Below are 19,677 nucleotides of genomic sequence, written 5' to 3' on the forward strand. Positions count from 1 at the left end.
ACGGTGACCTCGTGCCCGGCGGCGGCGAGGGCGACCGAGAGGGCGTGCACGTGCCGGCCGAGGCCGCCGACCAGGACCGGCGGGTACTCCCAGGAGAGCATCAGCACCCGCTGCGGCCGGGCGGGATGGATGTCGATCACGTCGGCGTCAGGTGACATGCGGCCCCCTTTGAGTTGTCCCCGAGTGCGCGCCGACGGCACCGCAGCGGTGCCCGTGACGGTCGCGACCGGATCGGGACCCATCCTGCTGGTGGCTGGCTAACCGGCGGAGACGCCGCCGTTGCGGTCGTGTAAAGCGCTACCGGCCGTTCCTGCGGGCGCGCAGCAGCTCGGCGACCGACCACGCCTGGAACGGGCATCCGGTGGCGGCGTGCGGCGCGAGGCCGTCGGCCGTCTCACTCACCGATCCTAGGCCATATTCGGTCAGATGCGCCTCGATACCGACGAAAAGGTCATCGACCGGCATCTTGGCCCGTCGGGCGGCGTCGGCGTACGGGCCGAGCAGCCAGGGCCAGACGGTGCCCTGGTGGTAGGCGCCGTCCCGCTCGGCGGGACCGCCCCGGTGCCGTCCGACGAACTCGGGCGCGTCGGGGGAGAGGCTGCGCGGGCCCAGCGGGGTGAGCAGCCCGCCGGCGACCCGGCGCACGGTGGGCTCGTCGGGCTCCAGCGGGGCGTACGGCAGCGACCAGGCCAGCAGCTGGTTGGGGCGGAGCAGGTCGTCGTCGTGGTGCGCGGCGCCGCCCAGCGGGTACGCCGGCGCGGGCGCGTCCACCACGTCGTGCAGCCAACCCGTCGGGGCCGGGAACCGGTCCCCGAACGCGGCGCCGGCCCGCTCGTGCAGCCGCCACAGCTCGCCCGCGTCCCGCCCCGCCAGCTCGGTCAGCTCGGCCAGGCCGGCCAGCCCGTTGACCCAGAGCGCGTTGACCTCCACCGGCTTGCCCGTACGCGGGGTGACCGGCACCCCGTACACCCGGGCGTCCATCCAGGTCAGCGCCGTGCCCGGGGTGCCGCCCTGGGTGAGCAGCCCGTCGGCCGGGTCGACGGCGATGCCGAACCGGGTGCCGGCCAGGTGCGCGTCGACCACCCCGTGCAGCGCGGGCAGCAGCTCGTCGCCGAGGTCGGTGTCGCCGGTGACGGTGACGTGCCGGCTGACCGCGTGCAGGAACCACAGGGTCGCGTCGACGGTGTTGTACTCCACCCGCCCGGTGTCGGCGGTGTTGGCGAGCATCCCCTCCGACAGCGTCGCCGCGTACGCCCGCAGCAGCTCCCGGCCCTCGTCGGCCCGGTTCGTGCAGAGGAACAGCCCCTCGTAGGAGATCATCGTGTCCCGCGACCAGGCGCCGAACCACGGATAGCCGGCCACCACGTCCGGCCCGGTGGAGGTGTCGACCACGAACGCGTCGGCGGCCAGCGTGAGCGTCGCCTCGACCGGGTCGGCCGGCTTCGCCGCGGCCACCACCCGCCGGTTGCGGGCCCGGGCCGCCGCGACCACCTCGGTCGCCGGTGGCGGCTCCTCGGCCAGCTCGCCGGACCAGGCGAGCACCGACACCGTGTCGCCCGGGCGCTCCAGCCCGCCCGAGAACCGGCCCGCGTACCAGAGGTCCTCGTCGGGGTTCAGGCCCCGCGCCGCCTCCTCCCGGTGGTGCGCGCCGAGCCACCACTGGCCCTGCGGGGTCCAGTCCGGCCCGGCGAGCCGGAACGCGCCCTCGACCACGGCCCCGCCCGGCACCGGCTCCACCCGTGGGTCCGGGCCGTCGGCGCGGCGCTCGCCGTGCGCGTCCCGCCAGGTGCAGACCGCCGCCAGGTCGAGGCGCACCGGCCCGCCGGAGACCAGCCGGTGCACGACGGCGACGCAGGAGCGGCCGTGCGTCATCGCCAGCTCCCGCTCGATCACCACGTCGCCGATGCGCCAGCGCCACCGGGGCAGGCCGTCGGTCAGGTCGAACCGTTCCAGCAGCTCGAAGCCGCGCGGGTCGACGTCGCCGGAGGCCCACTCGTGCGCGCCCAGGCGCACCCGGGCGCCGGAGGGGAACAGCACGGCCGGGTCCAGGCCGACCAGTCCCACGCGGCGGGACGCCGGCGTCTCGCCGGCCACCACGAGCAGTCCGTGGTACCGGCGGGTGCGCAGCCCGCTCACCGTGCCGGTGGCGTAGCCGCCGAGACCGTCGGTGACCAGCCACTCCCGGGCGGCGCCGCCGGTCAGGTCGCCGCAGACCTGCGGGCCGAAGCGAATGTCGATCAACTTTCCTCCACCGGCGGCAGGGTGCAACACGCCACGACGAGAATGGCTCCTGTGGTGAAGTCCCCCGTCGGCGTCGAAGATGTGCGAGTGATCACCGACGTGCCGACCCCCGACGACTCCGCGCCCGACCCCGAACGGCTCCGGCTGGCTCAGGCCGACGCCGGGGAACAGGACTGGCGCGCATGGGGTCCCTATCTGTCCGAGCGGGCGTGGGGGACGGTACGGGAGGACTACAGCGAGCACGGTACGGCCTGGGACTACTTCCCGCACGACCACGCGCGGTCCCGAGCCTACCGGTGGAGCGAGGACGGCATGGCGGGCGTCTGCGACGACCGGCAGACGTTCTGCTTCGCCCTCGCCCTGTGGAACGGCAGGGACCCGATCCTCAAGGAGCGGATGTTCGGCCTCGGCGGCGACGGCGGCAACCACGGCGAGGACGCCAAGGAGTACTGGTGGTACGAGGACTCCACCCCCACCCACTCGTGGATGCGCTGGCGCTACCACTACCCGCAGGCCGCCTTCCCGTACGACGAGCTGGTCGCGGTCAACGCGCTGCGCGGCCGGGACGACACCGAGTACGAGCTGGTCGACACCGGCATCTTCGACGACGACCGGTACTGGGCGGCGACGGTCGACTACGCCAAGGCCACCCCGACGGACCTGTGCGTCGTCGTCACCGTCGCCAACCGGGGCGACCGGGCGGCCACCCTGCACGTGCTGCCCACCCTCTGGTTCCGCAACACCTGGGCGTGGGGGCTGCCCGGCGGTGACCGGGTGCCCCGGCTGGTCGGCGAGGGGTCGCGGCTCGTCGGCGAGCACCGGGTGCTCGGTCAGCTGCTGCTCGAGGGCGACGGCGAGCCCACGCCGCTGCTCTGCGACAACGACACCAACGCCGAGCGGCTCTGGGGGCTGCCCGGCCGCTCCCCGTACCCGAAGGACGGCATCAACGACCACGTGGTCGACGGCGCCCCGACGGTCAACCCGGCCCGGGAGGGCACCAAGGGCGCGCTGCACTACGTGCTGGACGTGCCGGCCGGGGCGCAGCGGCGCATCCGGCTGCGGCTGACCCGTACCGCCCCGCCGCCCGGTGGCACCCCGCCGCCGGCGGCCGACCTGGGCGACGGCTTCGACGCGGTGGTGTGGGCCCGGCGGGCGGAGGCGAACCGGTTCTTCGCCGGGGTCATCCCGGCCGCCGCGACACCGGACGAGGCCCTGATCGCCCGGCAGGCGATCGCCGGGCTGATGTGGGGCAAGCAGTTCTACCACTTCGACGTCAAGCGCTGGCTGGAGGGCGATCCCGGCTCCGCGCCCCCGCCCTCGGGCCGGCGGCACGGCCGCAACAGCGCCTGGTGGCACATGACGAGCTTCGACGTGATCTCCATGCCGGATCCGTGGGAGTACCCATGGTACGCGGCCTGGGACCTGGCCTTCCACTGCGTCAGCATCGCCCGGGTCGACCCCGGCTTCGCCAAGGAGCAACTGCTGCTCCTGCTCCGCGAGTGGTACCTGCACCCCAACGGCCAGATCCCCGCGTACGAGTGGGCGTTCGGCGACGTGAACCCGCCGGTGCACGCGTGGGCGGCGCTGAAGGTCTTCGAGATCGACGGCAGCCGGGACCACGACTTCCTGGCCCGGGTGATGCACAAGCTGCTGCTCAACTTCACCTGGTGGGTCAACCGCAAGGACACCGGCGGCAACAACGTTTTCGAGGGCGGCTTCCTCGGGCTGGACAACGTCGGCCCGTTCGACCGCTCGGCGGCGCTGCCGGTGGCCGGCGTGCTGGAGCAGTCCGACGGCACCGGCTGGATGGCCATGTACGCGCTGAACCTGCTGGACATCGCCGTCGTGCTGGCCGAGCACGACCGCACGTGGGTCGACACCGCCACCAAGTTCTTCGAGCACTTCGCCTACATCGCCGCCGCCGCGTACGAGCAGGGCCTGTGGGACGCCGAGGACGAGTTCTTCTACGACGTGCTGCGCCTCGCCGACGGCTCGAAGGTGCCCCTGCGGGTCCGCTCGGTCGTCGGCCTGCTGCCCCTGGCCGCGACGACCCGGCTCACCGCCCACACCCTGCACCGGCTGCCCGAGCTGCACGCCCGGTTGCGCTGGTTCCTCGCCAACCGCCCCGAGTACGCCGACGTCATCGGCGCCCGGCGGCTCGGCCCCGACGGCCGCCAGCACCGGCTGCTGTCCATGGTCGGCCCGGAGCAGATCGTTCGGCTGCTCGCCCGGATGCTCGACACCGACGAGTTCCTCTCCGAGTACGGCCTGCGCACGCTGTCGCGGGCGCACCTCGACAAGCCGTTCTCGGTGACCCTCGGCGGCCAGGAGTTCAGCGTCGGCTACGAACCGGCCGAGTCGACCAGCGGCCTGTTCGGGGGCAACTCGAACTGGCGCGGCCCGATCTGGATGCCGACCAACTTCCTGCTGATCAGCGCGCTGCGCGACTACGCCGCCTTCTTCGGCGACGACCTCCAGGTGGAGTATCCGACGCGGTCGGGGGTGAAGCGGACCCTCGACGAGATCGCCGACGACCTCTCCGTGCGGCTGATCTCGCTGTTCACCCGCGACGGCTGGGGCCGGCGGCCGATCTACGGCGCCGCCCAGCTCTTCCAGACCCACCCGGACTGGCGGGACCTGATCTGCTTCCCCGAGTACTTCCACGGCGACAACGGCGCCGGACTGGGCGCCTGGCACCAGACCGGCTGGACGGCCCTGGTCGCCGACCTGATCCTCACCCTGCGCCGCTGACGGCCCGTCCCGCTGCCCGCGCCCGTCCCGCCGCGCCCGGCTCGTCCTGGCGCGGTTCCGTCGGCCCGATCCTCGGTGGCCAGCCAGGCGCAGAGTCGTCAATCCGTCGCGAGTTCCTCACGGGTCGTGACGGTCGCTAGCATCGGCGGCGTGTCGCCAGCAGAGGGAGCGGACGCCGCGCCGGCCGAGCGGGAGCGCGTCGTCCTGGCCGCTCGCCAGTTGGCCGAGGCCGAGGGGTGGGCGGCGGTGACCCACCGCCGGCTGGCCGAGCGGATCGGGATCGACATCGAGGTCGTCTACCGCCGGTTCCCGGACCCGGCCGCGTTGATGTCCGCCGTGGCGGTGCTCGGCTTCGCTGATCTGGCCGTTGCGCTCGCCGCCGCCCGGGACACCGCCACCGGGGGCGAACGCGGGGACTGGCCGGCCGTGGTGACGGCCTACCTGGACTTCGCGTACGCCAGTCCCGAGGTCTACGACGCGATGCTCGCCCACACCGCGGACCTCACCCTGGGCCGCGACCCGGGGCCCGGGGCGCCCCGGGCGGCCTTCGCCGAGCTGCGCTCGGCCCTGACGCCACTGGCTGCCGGCCGCGACCCCGACACCCTCGCCGAGGTCGGGTGGGCGCTGCTGCACGGCACGGTCATGCTGACCCGGGGCGGGCGGCTGCGCCCGGACATGCAGGAACAGCGCGAGGAAATGATCATGTCCGGGCTGCTCGCCAACCCGTGACCCCGCGGCCCCCACAACCCGCTTGCCGCTCGGAATCCTGGACAGTTACGGTGCGCACCGCACGGGAACTGTCCAAGATCAGATGGATGCGCCCCGCCAGCTTGGTTCGGAGCCGCATCGCGGGGAGGGGAGGCATGGGAGACACGCCGCGCCGGCGCGACGGGCAGGTGCTCGTCTTCGACGCCGACGACACGCTCTGGGAGAACAACGTCCTGTTCGAGCGGGTGATCGACGACTTCCTGGAGTGGCTGGACCACCCGACCCTCGACCGGGCCGAGACCCGGGCCATCCTGGACGACATCGAGCGGGCCAACGCGGTCGCGCACGGCTACGGCAGCAAGGTGTTCCTCCGCAGCCTGGGGGAGTGCCTGGAGCGGCTGCGGCGGCGGCCCGCGACCGAGGCGGAGCGGCGCGAGATCGAGGAGCTCGCGGCGGCCCTGGTCGCGCACCGGGTGGAGCTGATGCCGGGGGTGGCCGAGGCGCTGGACGCCCTGGCCGTCCGGCACGAGTTGCTGCTGCTGACCAAGGGCGAACGCGAGGAGCAGCAGCGCAAGCTCGACGCCTCCGGCCTGCTGCACCACTTCCGGGCCGCGCACATCGTGCGGGAGAAGGACGTCGACACCTACCGGTGGCTGGTCCGGGAGCACGGCGTCGACCCCGCCGTCACCTGGATGATCGGCAACTCCCCGAAGTCCGACATCCGGCCCGCCCGCGCCGCCGGGCTGAACGCCGTGTTCATCCCCAACGACAACACCTGGGTGCTGGAGCACGACGAGCTGGACCCGGCCGACCCGGGCGTGCTGCGGCTGTCCGCGTTTCCCGAACTGCTGCGCCATTTCTGAGCCGCACCCGGGCGCGGGGAGCGGCGGCGACGCCCCGGGACACACTTGTCGCCTCGACGGGAAACAGCGTTTGCCCGGAGGGCCGCGTTACGTCGACATGCCGCATTTTCACCTTGGCATCAATCACGCTGGTTCGGCCCCGGTTCGTCCTTGTCCGTGCCCCGGCGGCACGCCTAGCCTGATTCGGCGCTCACGGCTCTTCGGGGTGAGTCGGGGGCGTGCCGAAGTCCGGTAGGTGGGCACCATGGAGCTGAGTGCAGGCGGCAGGCTCGCCGCGTTGAGCCCGGCGTGGGCGGCGTGCCACGCCCACGCGCTCATCCGGTGCGTCCGCTACCACGCCGGACGGCTGGGGACAGGACCGGGGAGTTGCGGCCCCGGTCCTGACACCCCGCGAGCGGCGGCTCCGGCCGCCACCCGGCGAGGGACGACGAATCCCGCGGGACGACGAATCCCGAGCGGCGCCGAGCCCCTGGCGGCTTCGACTCAGGAAACCTCGCCGCGCACGATCGCCACGGCCACCCGGCAGAACTCGTCCATGTCCGGGTTGAATCCGGCGGCGATGTCGGGGTGCAGCCCCGAGCGCGTCTCGTCGAGCAGCCGCTGGCAGACCTGCTCCACCGGCTCGCCGGAGTAGCTGGCGCTGATCCGCTCCGTCGCGGCCTGCAGCGCCGAGGTCAGCTGGTCCTCCAGCGGGCCCTGCAGCTTCTGCTGCACGGGATCGAGCCCGCGAGGGTCCAGCGTGACATGTGGCTCCGACATCGGCGCTCCCTTCGTCGGCGTCCGCGGTACCCCACCGCGGCCGTCGGTCAAACCACGTGCGGTACGGCGGCGACCCGAACCTGGTACGAGAAGTCCTCCGCCGGCTTCTGCGCGTACGACAGTCGCCGGATCTGCCGGTCGTCGTCGTAGAGGGCGACGTCCACCAGGACGCCGAGGTGCGCCAGGCCGATGCTGGCCACCCGCTTCTTGTCCTGGAGCACGGCGCACACCCCGCCGAGCAGGGTGCTGGCGTCGGAGGTGCAGTGCCCCGGCGGGCAGCGCAGCACGAGGTCCACCTCGATCGGCCCGGACAGCGGGGTCCAGCCGGTGCGCTGGGCCGCGGCGCAGGCCGCCTGGAGCAGGGCGCGGACCCTCGTCGCCTGCCGGTGCCCGGCGGCGAAGACGGACAGCGCCTCGGTCCTGACCGGTGGCAGGCCGCTCACCTCGAACGTCAGGGCGAGAGCGCGGGTGTCCTGCACGACGGCACCTCCTCGTTGGGACCGATCCTGCCCAACGAGGCCCAACGGCGAAGCGCGATTCCCCCGAGAACCCACCGAAGGGGGCAGACCACCCCCCCTGCTCCCGCCCCTTCGGCGATCATGAGGTTGGCCGCGACGAGACGGACGGGACGCACCGCCAACCTCATGATCGACGACGCGAGAATGCTCTTGTTACCGTGTGGTCGTGGCGGACAGGGGGGCTGGCTGGGGGATGAAAGTCCTGCTCTGGGCCGGGCTTCCCTTCCTCGCCCTCCTCGGGCTGGCCCTCGCCGTACCCGACGTCGCCGCGGCCTGGCGGGCGAAGTCCGGTGGCGGCACGGCGGGCACATTCACCGCACTGCACGAGAAGTGCAGCCGCAACTGCGTCTGGCACGGCGACTTCGTCCCGGACGGGGGCGGGACGCCGCGTGACGACGTCATCGTCTACGACGGGCCGGACAGGTTGACCTCCGGCGCCACCGTGGCGGCCCGCGACACCGGCGCACGCAGGGGTGTCTTCGCCGCCCGGGGCGGCGACACCTGGCTGATCTTCTCCGGGCTCGCGGTGGCCGGCGCGCTCGCCGCGATCGGCTGGCTGGTGATGCTGGTACGCGCGATGACCAACCGCCGCCGCCGGGTCGGGTGATGACGGGGCCAGCCAATCGCGCCGGGCCGGGCGGGCGAGAAGCCCCGGAGAAGGGCCAGAGAGGTGGCGGCCGCGGGTCAGTGGCGGGCGCGCTTGACCTCGTGGAAGGCGGGCATCCGGATCAGGGGTAGCAGCGAGTCCCAGATCGTCAGGGCGTCGTCGGTGCCGGGGACCTCGGTCAGGATCGGGCCGTGGATGCCCCGCTCGGCTCCCGGGAGCATGAGCACCGGCGCGCCGATGTCCGGGCCGGCCGAGGCGTACGCCAGGGCGTGCGACTCGCGTACCGCCTCGTCCCAGCGGTCGTCGTCGAGCGCCGGCGCGGCGGCTCGCAGGCCCGCCGCCTCGACGGCCGCGTCCACGATCTTCGCCGACAGCGGGTTGCCCGCGTCGTGGCTACGGGCGCCGATCTCGGCGTAGAACCGGGCGGCGTCGTCGTGGCGGCCCTCGGCGCGCAGCGCCTCCACCAACCGCAGCGCGCGGCTGGAGGCGGTCATCGCGTCGGCGTGCTCCGGCGGCACCCGCCCCGAGTTCAGGATGGCCAGGCTGAACGCCCGCCACTCGATGTGCAGGCCCCGGGCGTCGGCGACCGAGACCAGCCAGCGGGAGGTGCGCCAGGTCCACGGGCAGGCGGGATCGAGGAAGAAGGTGGCGTCCATCGGCCGAGCCTACGGGCGACCGGGCCGGTCCGCACGGCGGTGATCCACGCCACACCCGGCGATGTCGGCGCCGTCCCACCAGCGTCAGGTTTCGCAACTTCGCAGGTCGGGCAGTGTTGGGCCACGAAACGTCCGGGACGACGGAACCGCTGGTCAGACGGCCCGAACGGCTCGCCGCGCGCCGGGGCGCGGAGCCTCACCCCGGCCTTTGGCCGACACGAGGGGAGGGGTGATGAGCGACCCTGACAAGGCCCGACGCCGACGGCCGCCACGCGTGCGCGTGGCGGCTGCCGCCGCGGCGTTGACGCTGGTGGCGCCGATGGCGGCCGCCTGCGGTTCCGACGGGGACGGCGGTACGCCCACGATCAACCTGTACTACCCGCCGGAGCAGAACCTGCAGAAGGTCGTCGACGACTGCAACGCGCAGGCCCAGGGGCGCTACAAGATCGTCTACCGGGTGCTGCCCCGGCAGGCCGACGACCAGCGGGTGCAGATGGTCCGCCGGCTGGCCGCGCAAGACAGCGGGATGGACGTCCTCGGCCTCGACGTCACCTGGACCCAGGAGTTCGCCAGCGCCGACTGGATCAGGGAGTGGACCGGGCAGGACCGGACGGAGGTCGAGCGGGGCACCCTCGCCGGCCCGCTGGAGACCGCCCGCTACGAGGACAAGCTCTACGGCGCGCCGAAGAACACCAACGTCCAGCTGCTCTGGTACCGCAAGGACCTGGTGCCGCAGCCGCCGAAGACGTGGGACCAGATGATCTCCACCGCCCAGGAGCTGAAGCAACAGGGCAAGCCGTACCAGGTGCTCACCATGGGCGCCCAGTACGAGGGCCTCGTCGTCCTCTACAACACCCTCGCCGAGAGCGCCGGCGGCAAGATCCTCAGCGACGACGGCAAGCAGGCCGTCATGGACGCGGGCACCGTCCGGGCGCTGGAGCAGCTCCAGCGCTTCGCCACGTCGGGCGTGACGTCGCCGTCGTTCAGCAACGCCACCGAGGACCCGGTCCGGCTCGAGTTCCAGTCCGGCGACGGCGCGTTCCAGGTCAACTGGCCGTTCGTCTACCCGGCCATGCAGGAGGCGAACCCAGAGCTGGCCAAGCAGGTCGGCTGGGCCCGGATCCCGGGCGTCGACGAGAACACGCCGAGCAAGGTCACCATCGGCGGGATCAACATGGCGGTCAGCGCCTACTCGAAGCACCCCGAGGAGTCCTTCGAGGTGGCCCGCTGCATCCGCAACGAGAAGAACCAGAAGTTCTCCGCCGTCAACGACGGCGTGCCGCCGACCATCGAGAAGGTCTACGACGACCCGGAGATGGCCGAGGCGTACCCGATGCGGGACACCATCCTCGAAGAGCTCAAGGAGCCGGCGGTCCGGCCGCTGACCCCGGCGTACCAGAGCATCTCCACCGTCATGTCGGCGATCCTGTCGCCGCCGTCGGCGATCCGGCCCGAGCAGACCGCCGACGAGCTGCGCGACGCCATCGCCGACGCCCTCGAATCGAAGGGGGTCCTGCCGTGATCGAGCGCACCCGGCGACTCGACGCCGACCCGGAGGTGGCGGCATGAGCGTCAACGCCACGCCGGCGGGCGCCGACGTGGCCGCGGACGAGACGGCCGCCCGGCCCGGCCGGGACGCCAAGGTGCCGGCCCAGCGCGCCGGCCGGGGCCGCAAGACCCCGCTGAGCGAGAACAAGAAGGCCGAGCGCCGGCTGGGCTGGCTGCTCTGCGCGCCCGCCGCGCTGGTCATGGTGCTGGTGACCGCGTACCCGATCATCTACTCGGTCTGGCTGTCGCTCCAGCGCTACGACCTGCGCTTCCCCGCCGAGCGCGAGTTCGTCGGGCTGGAGAACTACGCCACCGTGCTGACCAACGAGTTCTGGTGGACGGCGTTCGGGGTCACCGCGCTGATCACGGTGGTCACCGTCGCCGTCGAGCTGGTGCTCGGCATGGGACTGGCGCTGATCATGCACCGGACGCTGGTCGGCCGGGGCATCGTGCGGACCGCCGCGCTGATCCCGTACGGCATCGTCACGGTCGTGGCAGCCTTCTCCTGGCGGTACGCGTGGACGCCCGGCACCGGCTACCTGGCCAACCTGTTCAGTGACGGCGCGCCGCTGACCGAGCGGGCCAGCTCACTGGCGATCATCATGCTGGCCGAGATCTGGAAGACCACGCCGTTCATGGCGCTGCTGCTCATGGCCGGCCTCGCCCTGGTGCCGGAGGACCTGCTCAAGGCGGCCTCCACCGACGGCGCCACCTCCTGGCAGCGGTTCACGAAGGTGATGCTGCCGGTGATGAAGCCGGCGATCCTGGTCGCGCTGCTGTTCCGCACCCTGGACGCGTTCCGGGTGTTCGACAACATCTTCGTGCTGACCGCGGGCGGCAACGAGACCTCGTCGGTGTCGATGCTGGCCTACAACAACCTGATCCGGGGCCTGAACCTCGGCATCGGGTCGACGATGTCGGTGCTGATCTTCCTCACCGTGGCGATCATCGCCTTCGTCTTCGTGAAGCTGTTCGGTACCGCTGCCCCCGGCAGCGACGACGGGGAGAGGCGTTGAGATGGCTGACACCACCACCCGGGCCAAGCTGCGCTGGGGCCTGCTGGACGCCATCGTGGTCGTCTTCGCGCTGGTGCCGGTGCTCTGGATCATGTCGCTGTCGTTCAAGACGCCGGCGACCCTGACCGACGGGAAGTTCATCCCGCAGGAGTGGACGCTGGACAACTACCGGACGATCTTCCAGACCGACCAGTTCGTCCGGGCCCTGGTCAACTCGATCGGCATCGCGCTGATCGCCACCGTGATCGCCGTGGTGCTCGGCGCCATGGCCGCGTACGCGATCTCCCGGCTGGACTTCCCCGGCAAGCGGCTGCTGGTCGGGGTCTCCCTGCTGATCGCGATGTTCCCGCAGGTGTCCCTGGTGTCGCCGCTGTTCGAGATCGAGCGGCAGCTCGGCCTCTTCGACACCTGGCCCGGCCTGATCCTGCCGTACATCACCTTCGCGCTGCCGCTGGCGATCTACACGCTGTCGGCGTTCTTCAAGCAGATCCCGTGGGACCTGGAGAAGGCGGCGAAGATGGACGGCGCGACGCAGGCGCAGGCGTTCCGGCGGGTCATCGCCCCGCTCGCCGCGCCGGGGCTGTTCACCACGGCGATCCTGGTCTTCATCTTCTGCTGGAACGACTTCCTCTTCGCCATCACGCTGACCTCCACCGAGCGGGCGCGCACGGTGCCGGTGGCGCTGTCGTTCTTCACCGGCGAGTCGCAGTTCGAGGACCCCACCGGGGCGATCTGCGCCGCCGCCGTGGTGATCACCGTTCCGATCATCCTGTTCGTCCTCTTCTTCCAGCGCCGCATCGTCTCCGGCCTGACCTCCGGCGCAGTCAAGGGATAGGTGGTACTCATGGCTGACATCGTGCTCGACAAGGTGAGCAAGAAGTTCCCGGACGGGACCGTCGCGGTGGCCGACGTCGACCTGGAGATCGCCGACGGCGAGTTCGTCATCCTGGTCGGCCCGTCCGGCTGCGGGAAGTCCACCACCCTCAACATGATCGCGGGCCTGGAGGACATCAGCTCCGGCGAGCTGCGCATCGGCGGTCAGCGGGTCAACGACAAGGCCCCCCGCGACCGCGACATCGCGATGGTGTTCCAGTCCTACGCCCTCTACCCGAACATGACCGTCCGGGAGAACATGGCGTTCCCGCTGCGGCTGGCGAAGCTGGACAAGGAGACGATCAACCAGAAGGTCGAGGAGGCGGCCAAGGTCCTGGAGCTGTCCGCCCTGCTGGACCGCAAGCCGGCCAACCTCTCCGGCGGCCAGCGTCAGCGGGTCGCGATGGGCCGCGCGATCGTCCGGCAGCCCAAGGCGTTCCTGATGGACGAGCCGCTGTCCAACCTGGACGCCAAGCTGCGGGTGCAGATGCGCACCGTCGTGTCGCGCCTGCAGAAGAAGCTGGGCACCACCACCGTCTACGTGACCCACGACCAGACCGAGGCGATGACCCTCGGCGACCGCGTGGTGATCATGCGAGGCGGCGCGGTGCAGCAGGTCGGCCCGCCGCAGGAGCTGTACGACCACCCGCGCAACCTCTTCGTCGCCGGCTTCATCGGCTCGCCGTCGATGAACTTCCTGCACGCCGCCGTCGAGGACGGCAGGCTGCGCACGGCGCTGGGCGACGTGCCGATCGGCGAGCGGATCCGCCGCGAGCTGGAGAGTGCGGACGCCCCGCGCGAGCTGATCCTCGGCATCCGGCCGGAGCACTTCGAGGACGCCGCGCTGGTCGACGACGACACCCGCCGCCGGGGCACGGAGTTCGAGGCGCCGGTGGACATCGTCGAGTCCATGGGCTCCGACAAGTACGTCTACTTCAGCGTCGAGGGGGAGCGGGCCAGCGCCGCCGAACTGGAGGAACTGGCGGCCGACGCGGGCGCCGACTTCAGCGGCGGGGGGACCAGCCTGGTGACCCGGCTGTCGGCCGAGTCCCCGGTCGAGGAGGGGCAGACCCGGCGGGTCTGGTTCAACCTGGAGAAGATCCACCTGTTCGACCCGTCCAACGGGCGCAACCTGACGCTGCACGAGGGACGGGCGGCCGGCGCGCTCGCCGACTGACGTACGCCGCGACGGGCGGGTGGGTCGAACCGACCCACCCGCCCGCTGTCGTGTCAGCGGTCAGCGGCGTCGCCGGCTGCGCTCCGGGATGTCCGCGTCCACCCGCTCCCGGCGGATCTGGTCGTCGATGGGCTGCTCCTCGACGACCTCCTCCTTGGCCAGGTGGACCCGCTCGACGGGCACCGTCTCCTTGCCGACCACCGGCCGCTCGGCCCGCAGGGTCATCTCCTGCTCGGCCTCGCCGATGTCGGCGCGCATGCCACGCGCGTCGCGGGCGGTGATGGGCTCCCGCTCCACGCGCACCTCGTCGTGCTCGACGGGCACGGTGGTGTGCACGTCCTCGGTGACCACGTACTTGCGCAGTCGCGCGGCACCGGCGGGCTGGCTCTCCGTGCCGACCCGCAGCCGCTCCTCGGAGCGGATCAGGTCCTCGCCCGCTGCCGGCGCCCGTCCGCGACCGGCGGCCGGCGGGGGCTGCGGAGCCCGCGGGGCCTGCGGCGTCAGGCGGTAGTGGGCGTAGAGCTGCTCGATCTGCTCCGTGTCCAGCGGCTGGTCGGTGCCGGCGTCCACGGCCGGGGCGTCCTTCACGGTGGACTTGTCGTAGTCGACCGCGAGACCGCTGTCGGTGATCCGGGCCTTCTCCAGCGGAGCCATCGACTCCTTGTGGCCCATCAGGCCGGTCTTCACACTGACCCAGGTCGGCTCACCGGCGGCGTCGGCCCAGATCTGGCCCACGCTCCCGATCTTCGACCCCGAGCGGTCCTTGACGTCCTGCCCGTACAGCGAGTTGGCCTGCTGTTCGTTGAGCCTCATGGTCGTCATTCCTCCCTCTCGGTTCACGGCCCGGATACCCGGCCGGCCGGCCCGGATTCGTCGACGGCACGGCGAATAGGAGCAGCGCCGGCAGCCGCAGGTCACGCAGGGACCGGTGGGGCCGCTGTGACGGATGTGGCAGGGCATGATCCGCCGGGTCACGGCGGTTCCGGCCCGTACCGACATCGACGTGCCCCCCACGTAATGGCGGCCTGTGGCACGATGGCGGCCGATGTGAGCGGTGACGTCGAGTGTGGCGGTACCGCGCCTTTCCTGCCGCCGAGTCGGGTGGCAGGGACAACGGGGAACGGGGTGCAATGTCAGTGAACGTTCGGTCGTGGAAGGCGGCTCTCGCCGGTGGTGGAGCGGTGCTCCTTGCCAGCGCGGCGGCGGTCGTCGCGGGACAGCTTCCATCGGCGGCGGAGGACACGCCGCCTGGTATCGAAGAGGACTACAGCTACCCGGCTGCCGAGAAGGTGTTGGCGGAAAAGGGTATCAAGCTCATCAAGGGTGACGGCCACCTGACGCTCACCGATTGTGGGCCGACGCCGAACACTCCGCCCAACGACCTGATTCTCGTCCAGAGCAGTGACCTCACCCTGCCGGCCGGCCGGAACTTCTGCTTCCGTCCGAAGGGGACCTCGGGCTATCTGACCATGGAGATCCCGAAGGTCTACTTCGTCCGGGGGGACAACACCAACACGGTGTCCGCCAAGCTCGAGGTCAAGGACGACCCGACGGTGGTCGAGGTCGAGCAGGTCGACCCGGGCGAGTGGCAGCCGGTCGGCGAGGGACAGTCGCGCGGCGAGGCCACCGTCCTCGAGTTGCGGTTCCCCTTCACCTCCTGATCTGTCACCCGAGTCACCGGTGCACGGACGTGCACCGGTAACTCTCGTGTCCGCATGATGAGCGCCGCCGACCGCGGCGTTATTCGTCGTGCCCACCTGTGGGAGTTCCGGCTTTGTTTTCGGGGCAGTTCGATTCTGTGTGGTCGAACTGAGCCGTCCTTACCAGGGAAGGCTTGCATGATTCACCGACGAAAGGCGCGGGCGACCGCGTCGTGGTTCAGACGCGCGACGGTGACCGGGCTGGTTGTGGCCCTTACCGCGGGCCTGGCCGGCGTACCGGCCAGAGCCGACGAGGCGCTCGATGTTCTCGACAACCGTTATGCGGCTGTCCTGCTGATGAAGACGGGGGGTGCGAACGTCGCCCGGGCGGCGGAGGACGCCCTCGTCGGCTCCGACCAAGCTGTCACGACCTTCCTCGAGACGGGCTACTTCGATGCCCGGCAACAGGACGACCTGGTCAGGGTGGAGGAGTACGCCGGCCTCGGCGGTACCACCATGAAGCAGGCCGCCGAGAACGCCCTCAACGGATCCGTCGCGGATCGGCGTGCCTTCCTCAACGGCGGTTGGGAAGCGGCGTTCGCCGTCGACGAGCGGATCCGCCTCGCCCAGGTCATCGACGCCGGGGGCAACGAGGTGAAGCGCGCGGGCCAGGCGGCCCTGGCCAGCGGCGACGACGCCGTCACCGAGTTCCTCTCCACCGGCCAGTACGCGGCCCGCGAGATCGACGACCGGATCCGGGTCGGGCAGATCCTCTTCGGCGGTGGTCCCTACGTGAAGGCCGCCGCCCAGGCGGCGCTGAACGGCACCGCCGACGATCTCCGCGAGTTCCTGCTCCACGGCCAGCACGTGGCGCGGGCGCGGGACCAGGAGATGCTGACCGTCACGCAGCTGGCCGACCTGTCCCGGGAGGCCGGACAGCTCGCGGCGCAGGAGACCCTGCACGCCGAGCAGGCGGCGGACCGTGCCGTCGAGTCGGCCCGTCGTGCCAAGGAAGCGGCGCAGCGGGCCGCCGCCGAGACCATCGCGGCGAAGGACTCGGCCAAGGACGCCGCCGCTGCCGCTGCCCGGGCCGCGGCAGCGGCCGGACGGGCCGCGGACGCTGCCAAGCGCGCCATCGGCGCGGCCAATGCCGCGAGTTCCGCGGCCCGGGTAGCCTCGGCCTCCGCGGCGCGCGCCGCGCAGGCCGCCGCCCTGGCCGGGTCTGCGGCCTCGAAGGCGTACACGGCCGCGTCGAACGCCGCGTCCGACGCGACCAAGGCTCAGCAGGCCCGCGATGCCGCGAAGGTGGCCAGGGACGCCGCGAAGCAGGCTCGCCGGGCCGCCGACGCGTCCGCGGCGTCACAGCGTGCCTCAGCGGCGGCGGACAAGGCCGGAGTCGCGGCGGCGAGCGCCGCGGCCAACTCGATCGCGGCGGCGAACGCCGCTGATGAGGCGGCGGCGCAGTCCAATGTGTCGGCGGCCGAAGCGGCCAAGGCCCGGGAGGCTGCCGCACGGGCACGGGCAAAGGCGGAGGAGTCACAGCGGGCAGCCAACGCGGCCGCCGCCGAGGCTCGCCGGGCGGCGGTTGCGGCGGGGCAGGCGACGACCGCGGCGAGAGCCTCGGCGACCCATGCCGACAACGCGGCCGCTGCCGCGGAGGAGGCGGCCGCGCACGCCGGAGACGCCGCGTACGCGGCGCAGAAGGCGTCCCAACACGCCACGAACGCCCTCGCTGCGGCGGACGCCGCAGCAACCGCGGCTGAGCAGGCCCGTGAGGTGGAGGCGGACGCCCGCGCGGCGGACGCCGAGAGACTGAAGGCCATCATCGCCGAGGGTGTCATGGCCGCTGAGGTGGAACGCAAGGAGGAGGAGGCGCGGTTAGCCCAGGCTGCGTGGGACGAGGCCCAGGAGAAGCAGCGGGACGAGGAGACGCGTCGGCTGCTCGCCGAAGCGACCGCACCAGGGGCTCCGGCCGACGTGGTGCTCACCAACGGGCGCCGGGTCGCCGCGCGTTTGACGCAGACGGGCGGGGTGTGGACCCGGACGGCGGCCGAGAAGGCGCTGACCGGCTCCGAGCTCGACATCCGGGCCTTCCTGCAGCACGAACTGCCGCTGGCAGCGGCCCAGGACGACCGGGCCGTGCTGACCCATCTGGCAGACACCGCCCCCAAGCCGGCGTTCAAGGCCGCAGCAGAGGCCGCGCTCTCCGGCACGGACGCGGAGGTACGGGAATTCCTCCGCACGCACAGCTACCCGGGTAAGGCTGACGACGACCGCATCCTGATCGGCCAACTCATCACTGCGGGCGGGCCGACCATGAGGACGGCGGGACAGGCTGCGCTCAACGGCACCGACCAGGACCGGCACGAATTCCTCAGGGTCGGGCGGTACGCGGCGGCGGAGGCGGACGACCGGATCAAGGTCGGGCAGATCATGACCGACGGTGGACCGGAGGTGAAGGCGGCGGCGACGATCGCCCTGGCCGGCCCGCGGACGGCGCTGCGGCACTTCCTGGACGCGGGTCAGTACAAGGCACGGCAGCGTGACGGCGAGACCACCGCCCACGTGGCGAAGGTGCGTGCCTTGGTGGCGGACGCGGCGCGTGTTGCGGCGCTGGCCCGGGTCGACGCAGCCCGGGCGGCGGAGGCTGCCGCGCGGGCCCGTGCGGCAGCGGCGGAAGCAGAGGAGTACGCCCGCCAGGCGGAGGTTTCGTCCCAGGCCGCGCAGCAGTTCGCGTCGCAGGCACGGCAGTCCGCGCAGGACGCTCAACAGTCGGCGGCGGAAGCCGCAGCATCCGCCCAGACGGCGAAGGACGCTGCCGCCCGAGCCCGCTCCTCGGCCAGGGCCGCCGAGACCTCCGCGGCCCAGGCGACGACGTCGGCCTCCCGGGCGGCGAACTACGCGGTGGACGCGCAACGCTCGGCCGAGCGGGCCCGCGCCTCGGCGGAGGAGGCCGGCAAGAGCGCGGCGGAGGCCCGGCAGTTCGCCACGGAGGCGCTGCAGGCCGCCATCGACCTGCAGCGTCGGGAGGCCGAGGCCCGCCGACAGGCCGGCCAGCCGGACACCGGTAGCGCGGAGTGCGATATTCGCCTGCACCTGCACGGCATCTGCAAGAATCCGCTCCTCGGCGCGATCGAGCGGGGCGACAACTGGTGCACCATCCAGTGGGGACACGGGCCGCTCTGTGACGGGGTGGTCAAGTACTACGACGAGAAGAACGCGGCGGAAGGGAAGATCGTCGGCCAGCTCCTGCTGACCATCTGCGGGTTCATTCCCGTGGTGGGGGAGCCGTGCGACGCGGTCGACGCGCTGATCGCCTATCTGGAAGGGGATACCGAGGGAGCGTTGACCTCACTTGCCGCGATGGTTCCCATCGTCGGCTGGATCGGGGGTGGCAAACGCGGCGTCGACCTGCTGCGCGAGCTGTACAAGTTTGGCAGCAAGTCGTGCAAGAAGGCCAGCAGCTTCCTCCCCGGCACCCCGGTGGTCCTGGCCGACGGCACGACGCGGCCGATCGAGCAGTTGCGGATCGGTGACGAGGTGCTCGCCACGGACCCGGTCAACGACGTGACGGTCGGACGCCCGGTCGTCCGGACCATCAACAGCGAGGGTGAGAAGAAGCTCGTCAAGGTCAGCGTGGACACCGATGGCTCTGCTGGTGAGGCGACCGCCACGGTGACGGCGACCGAAAACCACCCGTTCTGGGTGCCGGAGCTCGCCAGGTGGCTACCCGCCGGTGAGTTGCGAGCGGGACAGTGGCTGCGTACGTCGTCGGGAACGAAGGTCCAGGTGGCAGCGGTCGCCCGGCAGACGGCGGTGACCCGGGTCCACAATCTCACCGTCGCCGACCTGCACACCTACTACATCGCCGTACCGGGCGCGTCGGCGCTGGTCCACAACACCAGCGCCTGCAAGGTGACCGACACCCAGTACATGAAAGACGACGAAATCGCCCAGGCCCATGAGATCGGCGACCACGTCGGCGGCAAGGAGTTCGTCGGCCAGCCAAACGACAGCTTCGAGGGGATCGATGGCTGGCTCGACGGTGTTCCCACGAGCCTGAAGGGGACTACTTCCATCAAACCCCTGGCCGTACTACATCACCTCTCCAGGGCTGAGGACCAACTGAGGAAGGCGAACTACCCGAACTCGATCGTCTATATCCAGGCCAGGAACGTGCCGGACGCGCGCATGCGAAGCTTCATCGAAGGTGGACCGGGAATCAAAGCGATCACCCAGCAAGGCTGGGTGAAGCATCTCTACATCAGAACGGACACGGGCTGGATCCACTGTCACGCCGGAGCCTGCAGCTAGCATCGG

The 19,677-nt window shown here is 71.7% G+C and carries 16 protein-coding genes; 10 read left to right on the top strand and 6 right to left on the bottom strand.

Annotated elements, in window-relative coordinates; translation table 11 throughout:
* Together ACFHW0_RS17640 and ACFHW0_RS17645 are read right to left on the bottom strand one after the other, a co-directional pair.
* On the bottom strand, positions 1-242 hold a 242-nt coding region (locus ACFHW0_RS17640), incomplete at its 3' end, for a glycogen/starch synthase (protein ID WP_416608961.1).
* Positions 243-297: 55 nt separating this feature from the next.
* Complete coding sequence (locus ACFHW0_RS17645; protein ID WP_416608963.1) at positions 298-2,241, bottom strand: amylo-alpha-1,6-glucosidase; 1,944 nt, start codon at positions 2,239-2,241, stop codon at positions 298-300.
* Positions 2,242-2,283: 42 nt separating this feature from the next.
* Here ACFHW0_RS17645 and ACFHW0_RS17650 point away from each other — a divergent pair, with 42 nt between their 5' ends.
* The 3 genes from ACFHW0_RS17650 to ACFHW0_RS17660 all read left to right on the top strand — a co-directional run bounded on the left by ACFHW0_RS17650 (position 2,284) and on the right by ACFHW0_RS17660 (position 6,563).
* On the top strand, positions 2,284-4,992 hold the full coding sequence (locus tag ACFHW0_RS17650) for an MGH1-like glycoside hydrolase domain-containing protein (protein WP_416608965.1): 2,709 nt from the start codon (positions 2,284-2,286) through the stop codon (positions 4,990-4,992).
* Between the two features lie 150 nt (positions 4,993-5,142).
* A complete protein-coding gene (locus ACFHW0_RS17655) occupies positions 5,143-5,721 on the top strand; it encodes a TetR/AcrR family transcriptional regulator (protein ID WP_416608967.1) in 579 nt (192 codons plus the stop codon).
* Between the two features lie 134 nt (positions 5,722-5,855).
* Complete coding sequence (locus ACFHW0_RS17660; protein WP_416608969.1) at positions 5,856-6,563, top strand: HAD family hydrolase; 708 nt, start codon at positions 5,856-5,858, stop codon at positions 6,561-6,563.
* Between the two features lie 483 nt (positions 6,564-7,046).
* On the opposite strand, the gene ACFHW0_RS17665 is transcribed toward ACFHW0_RS17660, so the two are convergent.
* The gene (locus ACFHW0_RS17665) at positions 7,047-7,322 is read right to left on the bottom strand and encodes a hypothetical protein (RefSeq protein ID WP_416608971.1); all 276 of its coding nucleotides are present in this window, start codon (positions 7,320-7,322) and stop codon (positions 7,047-7,049) included.
* Positions 7,323-7,369: 47 nt separating this feature from the next.
* Positions 7,370-7,801, bottom strand: coding sequence for a hypothetical protein (locus tag ACFHW0_RS17670; protein WP_416608972.1), 432 nt, complete (start codon positions 7,799-7,801; stop codon positions 7,370-7,372).
* A gap of 205 nt (positions 7,802-8,006) precedes the next feature.
* Here ACFHW0_RS17670 and ACFHW0_RS17675 point away from each other — a divergent pair, with 205 nt between their 5' ends.
* Positions 8,007-8,447 carry a hypothetical protein gene (locus ACFHW0_RS17675; protein WP_416608974.1) on the top strand — a complete coding sequence of 147 codons (441 nt, stop codon included), beginning with the start codon at positions 8,007-8,009 and terminating at the stop codon, positions 8,445-8,447.
* 77 nt (positions 8,448-8,524) lie between these two features.
* On the opposite strand, the gene ACFHW0_RS17680 is transcribed toward ACFHW0_RS17675, so the two are convergent.
* A complete protein-coding gene (locus ACFHW0_RS17680; protein ID WP_416608976.1) occupies positions 8,525-9,103 on the bottom strand; it encodes a DsbA family protein in 579 nt (192 codons plus the stop codon).
* Positions 9,104-9,335: 232 nt separating this feature from the next.
* Between ACFHW0_RS17680 and ACFHW0_RS17685 the strand changes: the two genes are divergently transcribed.
* The 4 genes from ACFHW0_RS17685 to ACFHW0_RS17700 are packed head-to-tail and all read left to right on the top strand — an operon-like array spanning position 9,336 to position 13,717.
* A complete protein-coding gene (locus ACFHW0_RS17685; protein WP_416608978.1) occupies positions 9,336-10,625 on the top strand; it encodes an ABC transporter substrate-binding protein in 1,290 nt (429 codons plus the stop codon).
* Between the two features lie 43 nt (positions 10,626-10,668).
* Positions 10,669-11,667 (top strand): carbohydrate ABC transporter permease, encoded by a 999-nt coding sequence (locus ACFHW0_RS17690; protein WP_416608980.1) that lies wholly within the window; start codon positions 10,669-10,671, stop codon positions 11,665-11,667.
* A gap of 1 nt (position 11,668) precedes the next feature.
* A complete protein-coding gene (locus ACFHW0_RS17695; RefSeq protein ID WP_121400801.1) occupies positions 11,669-12,502 on the top strand; it encodes a carbohydrate ABC transporter permease in 834 nt (277 codons plus the stop codon).
* Positions 12,503-12,511: 9 nt separating this feature from the next.
* Complete coding sequence (locus tag ACFHW0_RS17700; RefSeq protein WP_416608982.1) at positions 12,512-13,717, top strand: ABC transporter ATP-binding protein; 1,206 nt, start codon at positions 12,512-12,514, stop codon at positions 13,715-13,717.
* Between the two features lie 60 nt (positions 13,718-13,777).
* Here the strand turns inward: ACFHW0_RS17700 and ACFHW0_RS17705 are convergent, their stop codons facing one another.
* The gene (locus ACFHW0_RS17705) at positions 13,778-14,530 is read right to left on the bottom strand and encodes a YsnF/AvaK domain-containing protein (protein ID WP_416608984.1); all 753 of its coding nucleotides are present in this window, start codon (positions 14,528-14,530) and stop codon (positions 13,778-13,780) included.
* Positions 14,531-14,898: 368 nt separating this feature from the next.
* Between ACFHW0_RS17705 and ACFHW0_RS17710 the strand changes: the two genes are divergently transcribed.
* Positions 14,899-15,378 carry a hypothetical protein gene (locus ACFHW0_RS17710; RefSeq protein ID WP_366642737.1) on the top strand — a complete coding sequence of 160 codons (480 nt, stop codon included), beginning with the start codon at positions 14,899-14,901 and terminating at the stop codon, positions 15,376-15,378.
* A gap of 231 nt (positions 15,379-15,609) precedes the next feature.
* Positions 15,610-19,671: a polymorphic toxin-type HINT domain-containing protein gene (locus ACFHW0_RS17715; RefSeq protein ID WP_416608986.1), complete on the top strand. Its 4,062-nt coding sequence runs from the start codon at positions 15,610-15,612 to the stop codon at positions 19,669-19,671.
* Positions 19,672-19,677 lie beyond the last annotated feature (6 nt).

It is taken from the genome of Micromonospora sp. LOL_025 (assembly GCF_048060285.1).
Taxonomy (GTDB): Bacteria; Actinomycetota; Actinomycetes; order Mycobacteriales; family Micromonosporaceae; genus Micromonospora.

Coding starts and splice junctions, on each gene's coding strand:
- ACFHW0_RS17650 (WP_416608965.1), top strand. CDS start 2,284: ATGGCTCCTGTGGTGAAGTCCCCCGTCGGCGTCGAAGATGTGCGAGTG.
- ACFHW0_RS17660 (WP_416608969.1), top strand. CDS start 5,856: ATGGGAGACACGCCGCGCCGGCGCGACGGGCAGGTGCTCGTCTTCGAC.
- ACFHW0_RS17665 (WP_416608971.1), bottom strand. CDS start 7,322: ATGTCGGAGCCACATGTCACGCTGGACCCTCGCGGGCTCGATCCCGTG.
- ACFHW0_RS17680 (WP_416608976.1), bottom strand. CDS start 9,103: ATGGACGCCACCTTCTTCCTCGATCCCGCCTGCCCGTGGACCTGGCGC.
- ACFHW0_RS17685 (WP_416608978.1), top strand. CDS start 9,336: ATGAGCGACCCTGACAAGGCCCGACGCCGACGGCCGCCACGCGTGCGC.
- ACFHW0_RS17690 (WP_416608980.1), top strand. CDS start 10,669: ATGAGCGTCAACGCCACGCCGGCGGGCGCCGACGTGGCCGCGGACGAG.
- ACFHW0_RS17695 (WP_121400801.1), top strand. CDS start 11,669: ATGGCTGACACCACCACCCGGGCCAAGCTGCGCTGGGGCCTGCTGGAC.
- ACFHW0_RS17700 (WP_416608982.1), top strand. CDS start 12,512: ATGGCTGACATCGTGCTCGACAAGGTGAGCAAGAAGTTCCCGGACGGG.
- ACFHW0_RS17705 (WP_416608984.1), bottom strand. CDS start 14,530: ATGAGGCTCAACGAACAGCAGGCCAACTCGCTGTACGGGCAGGACGTC.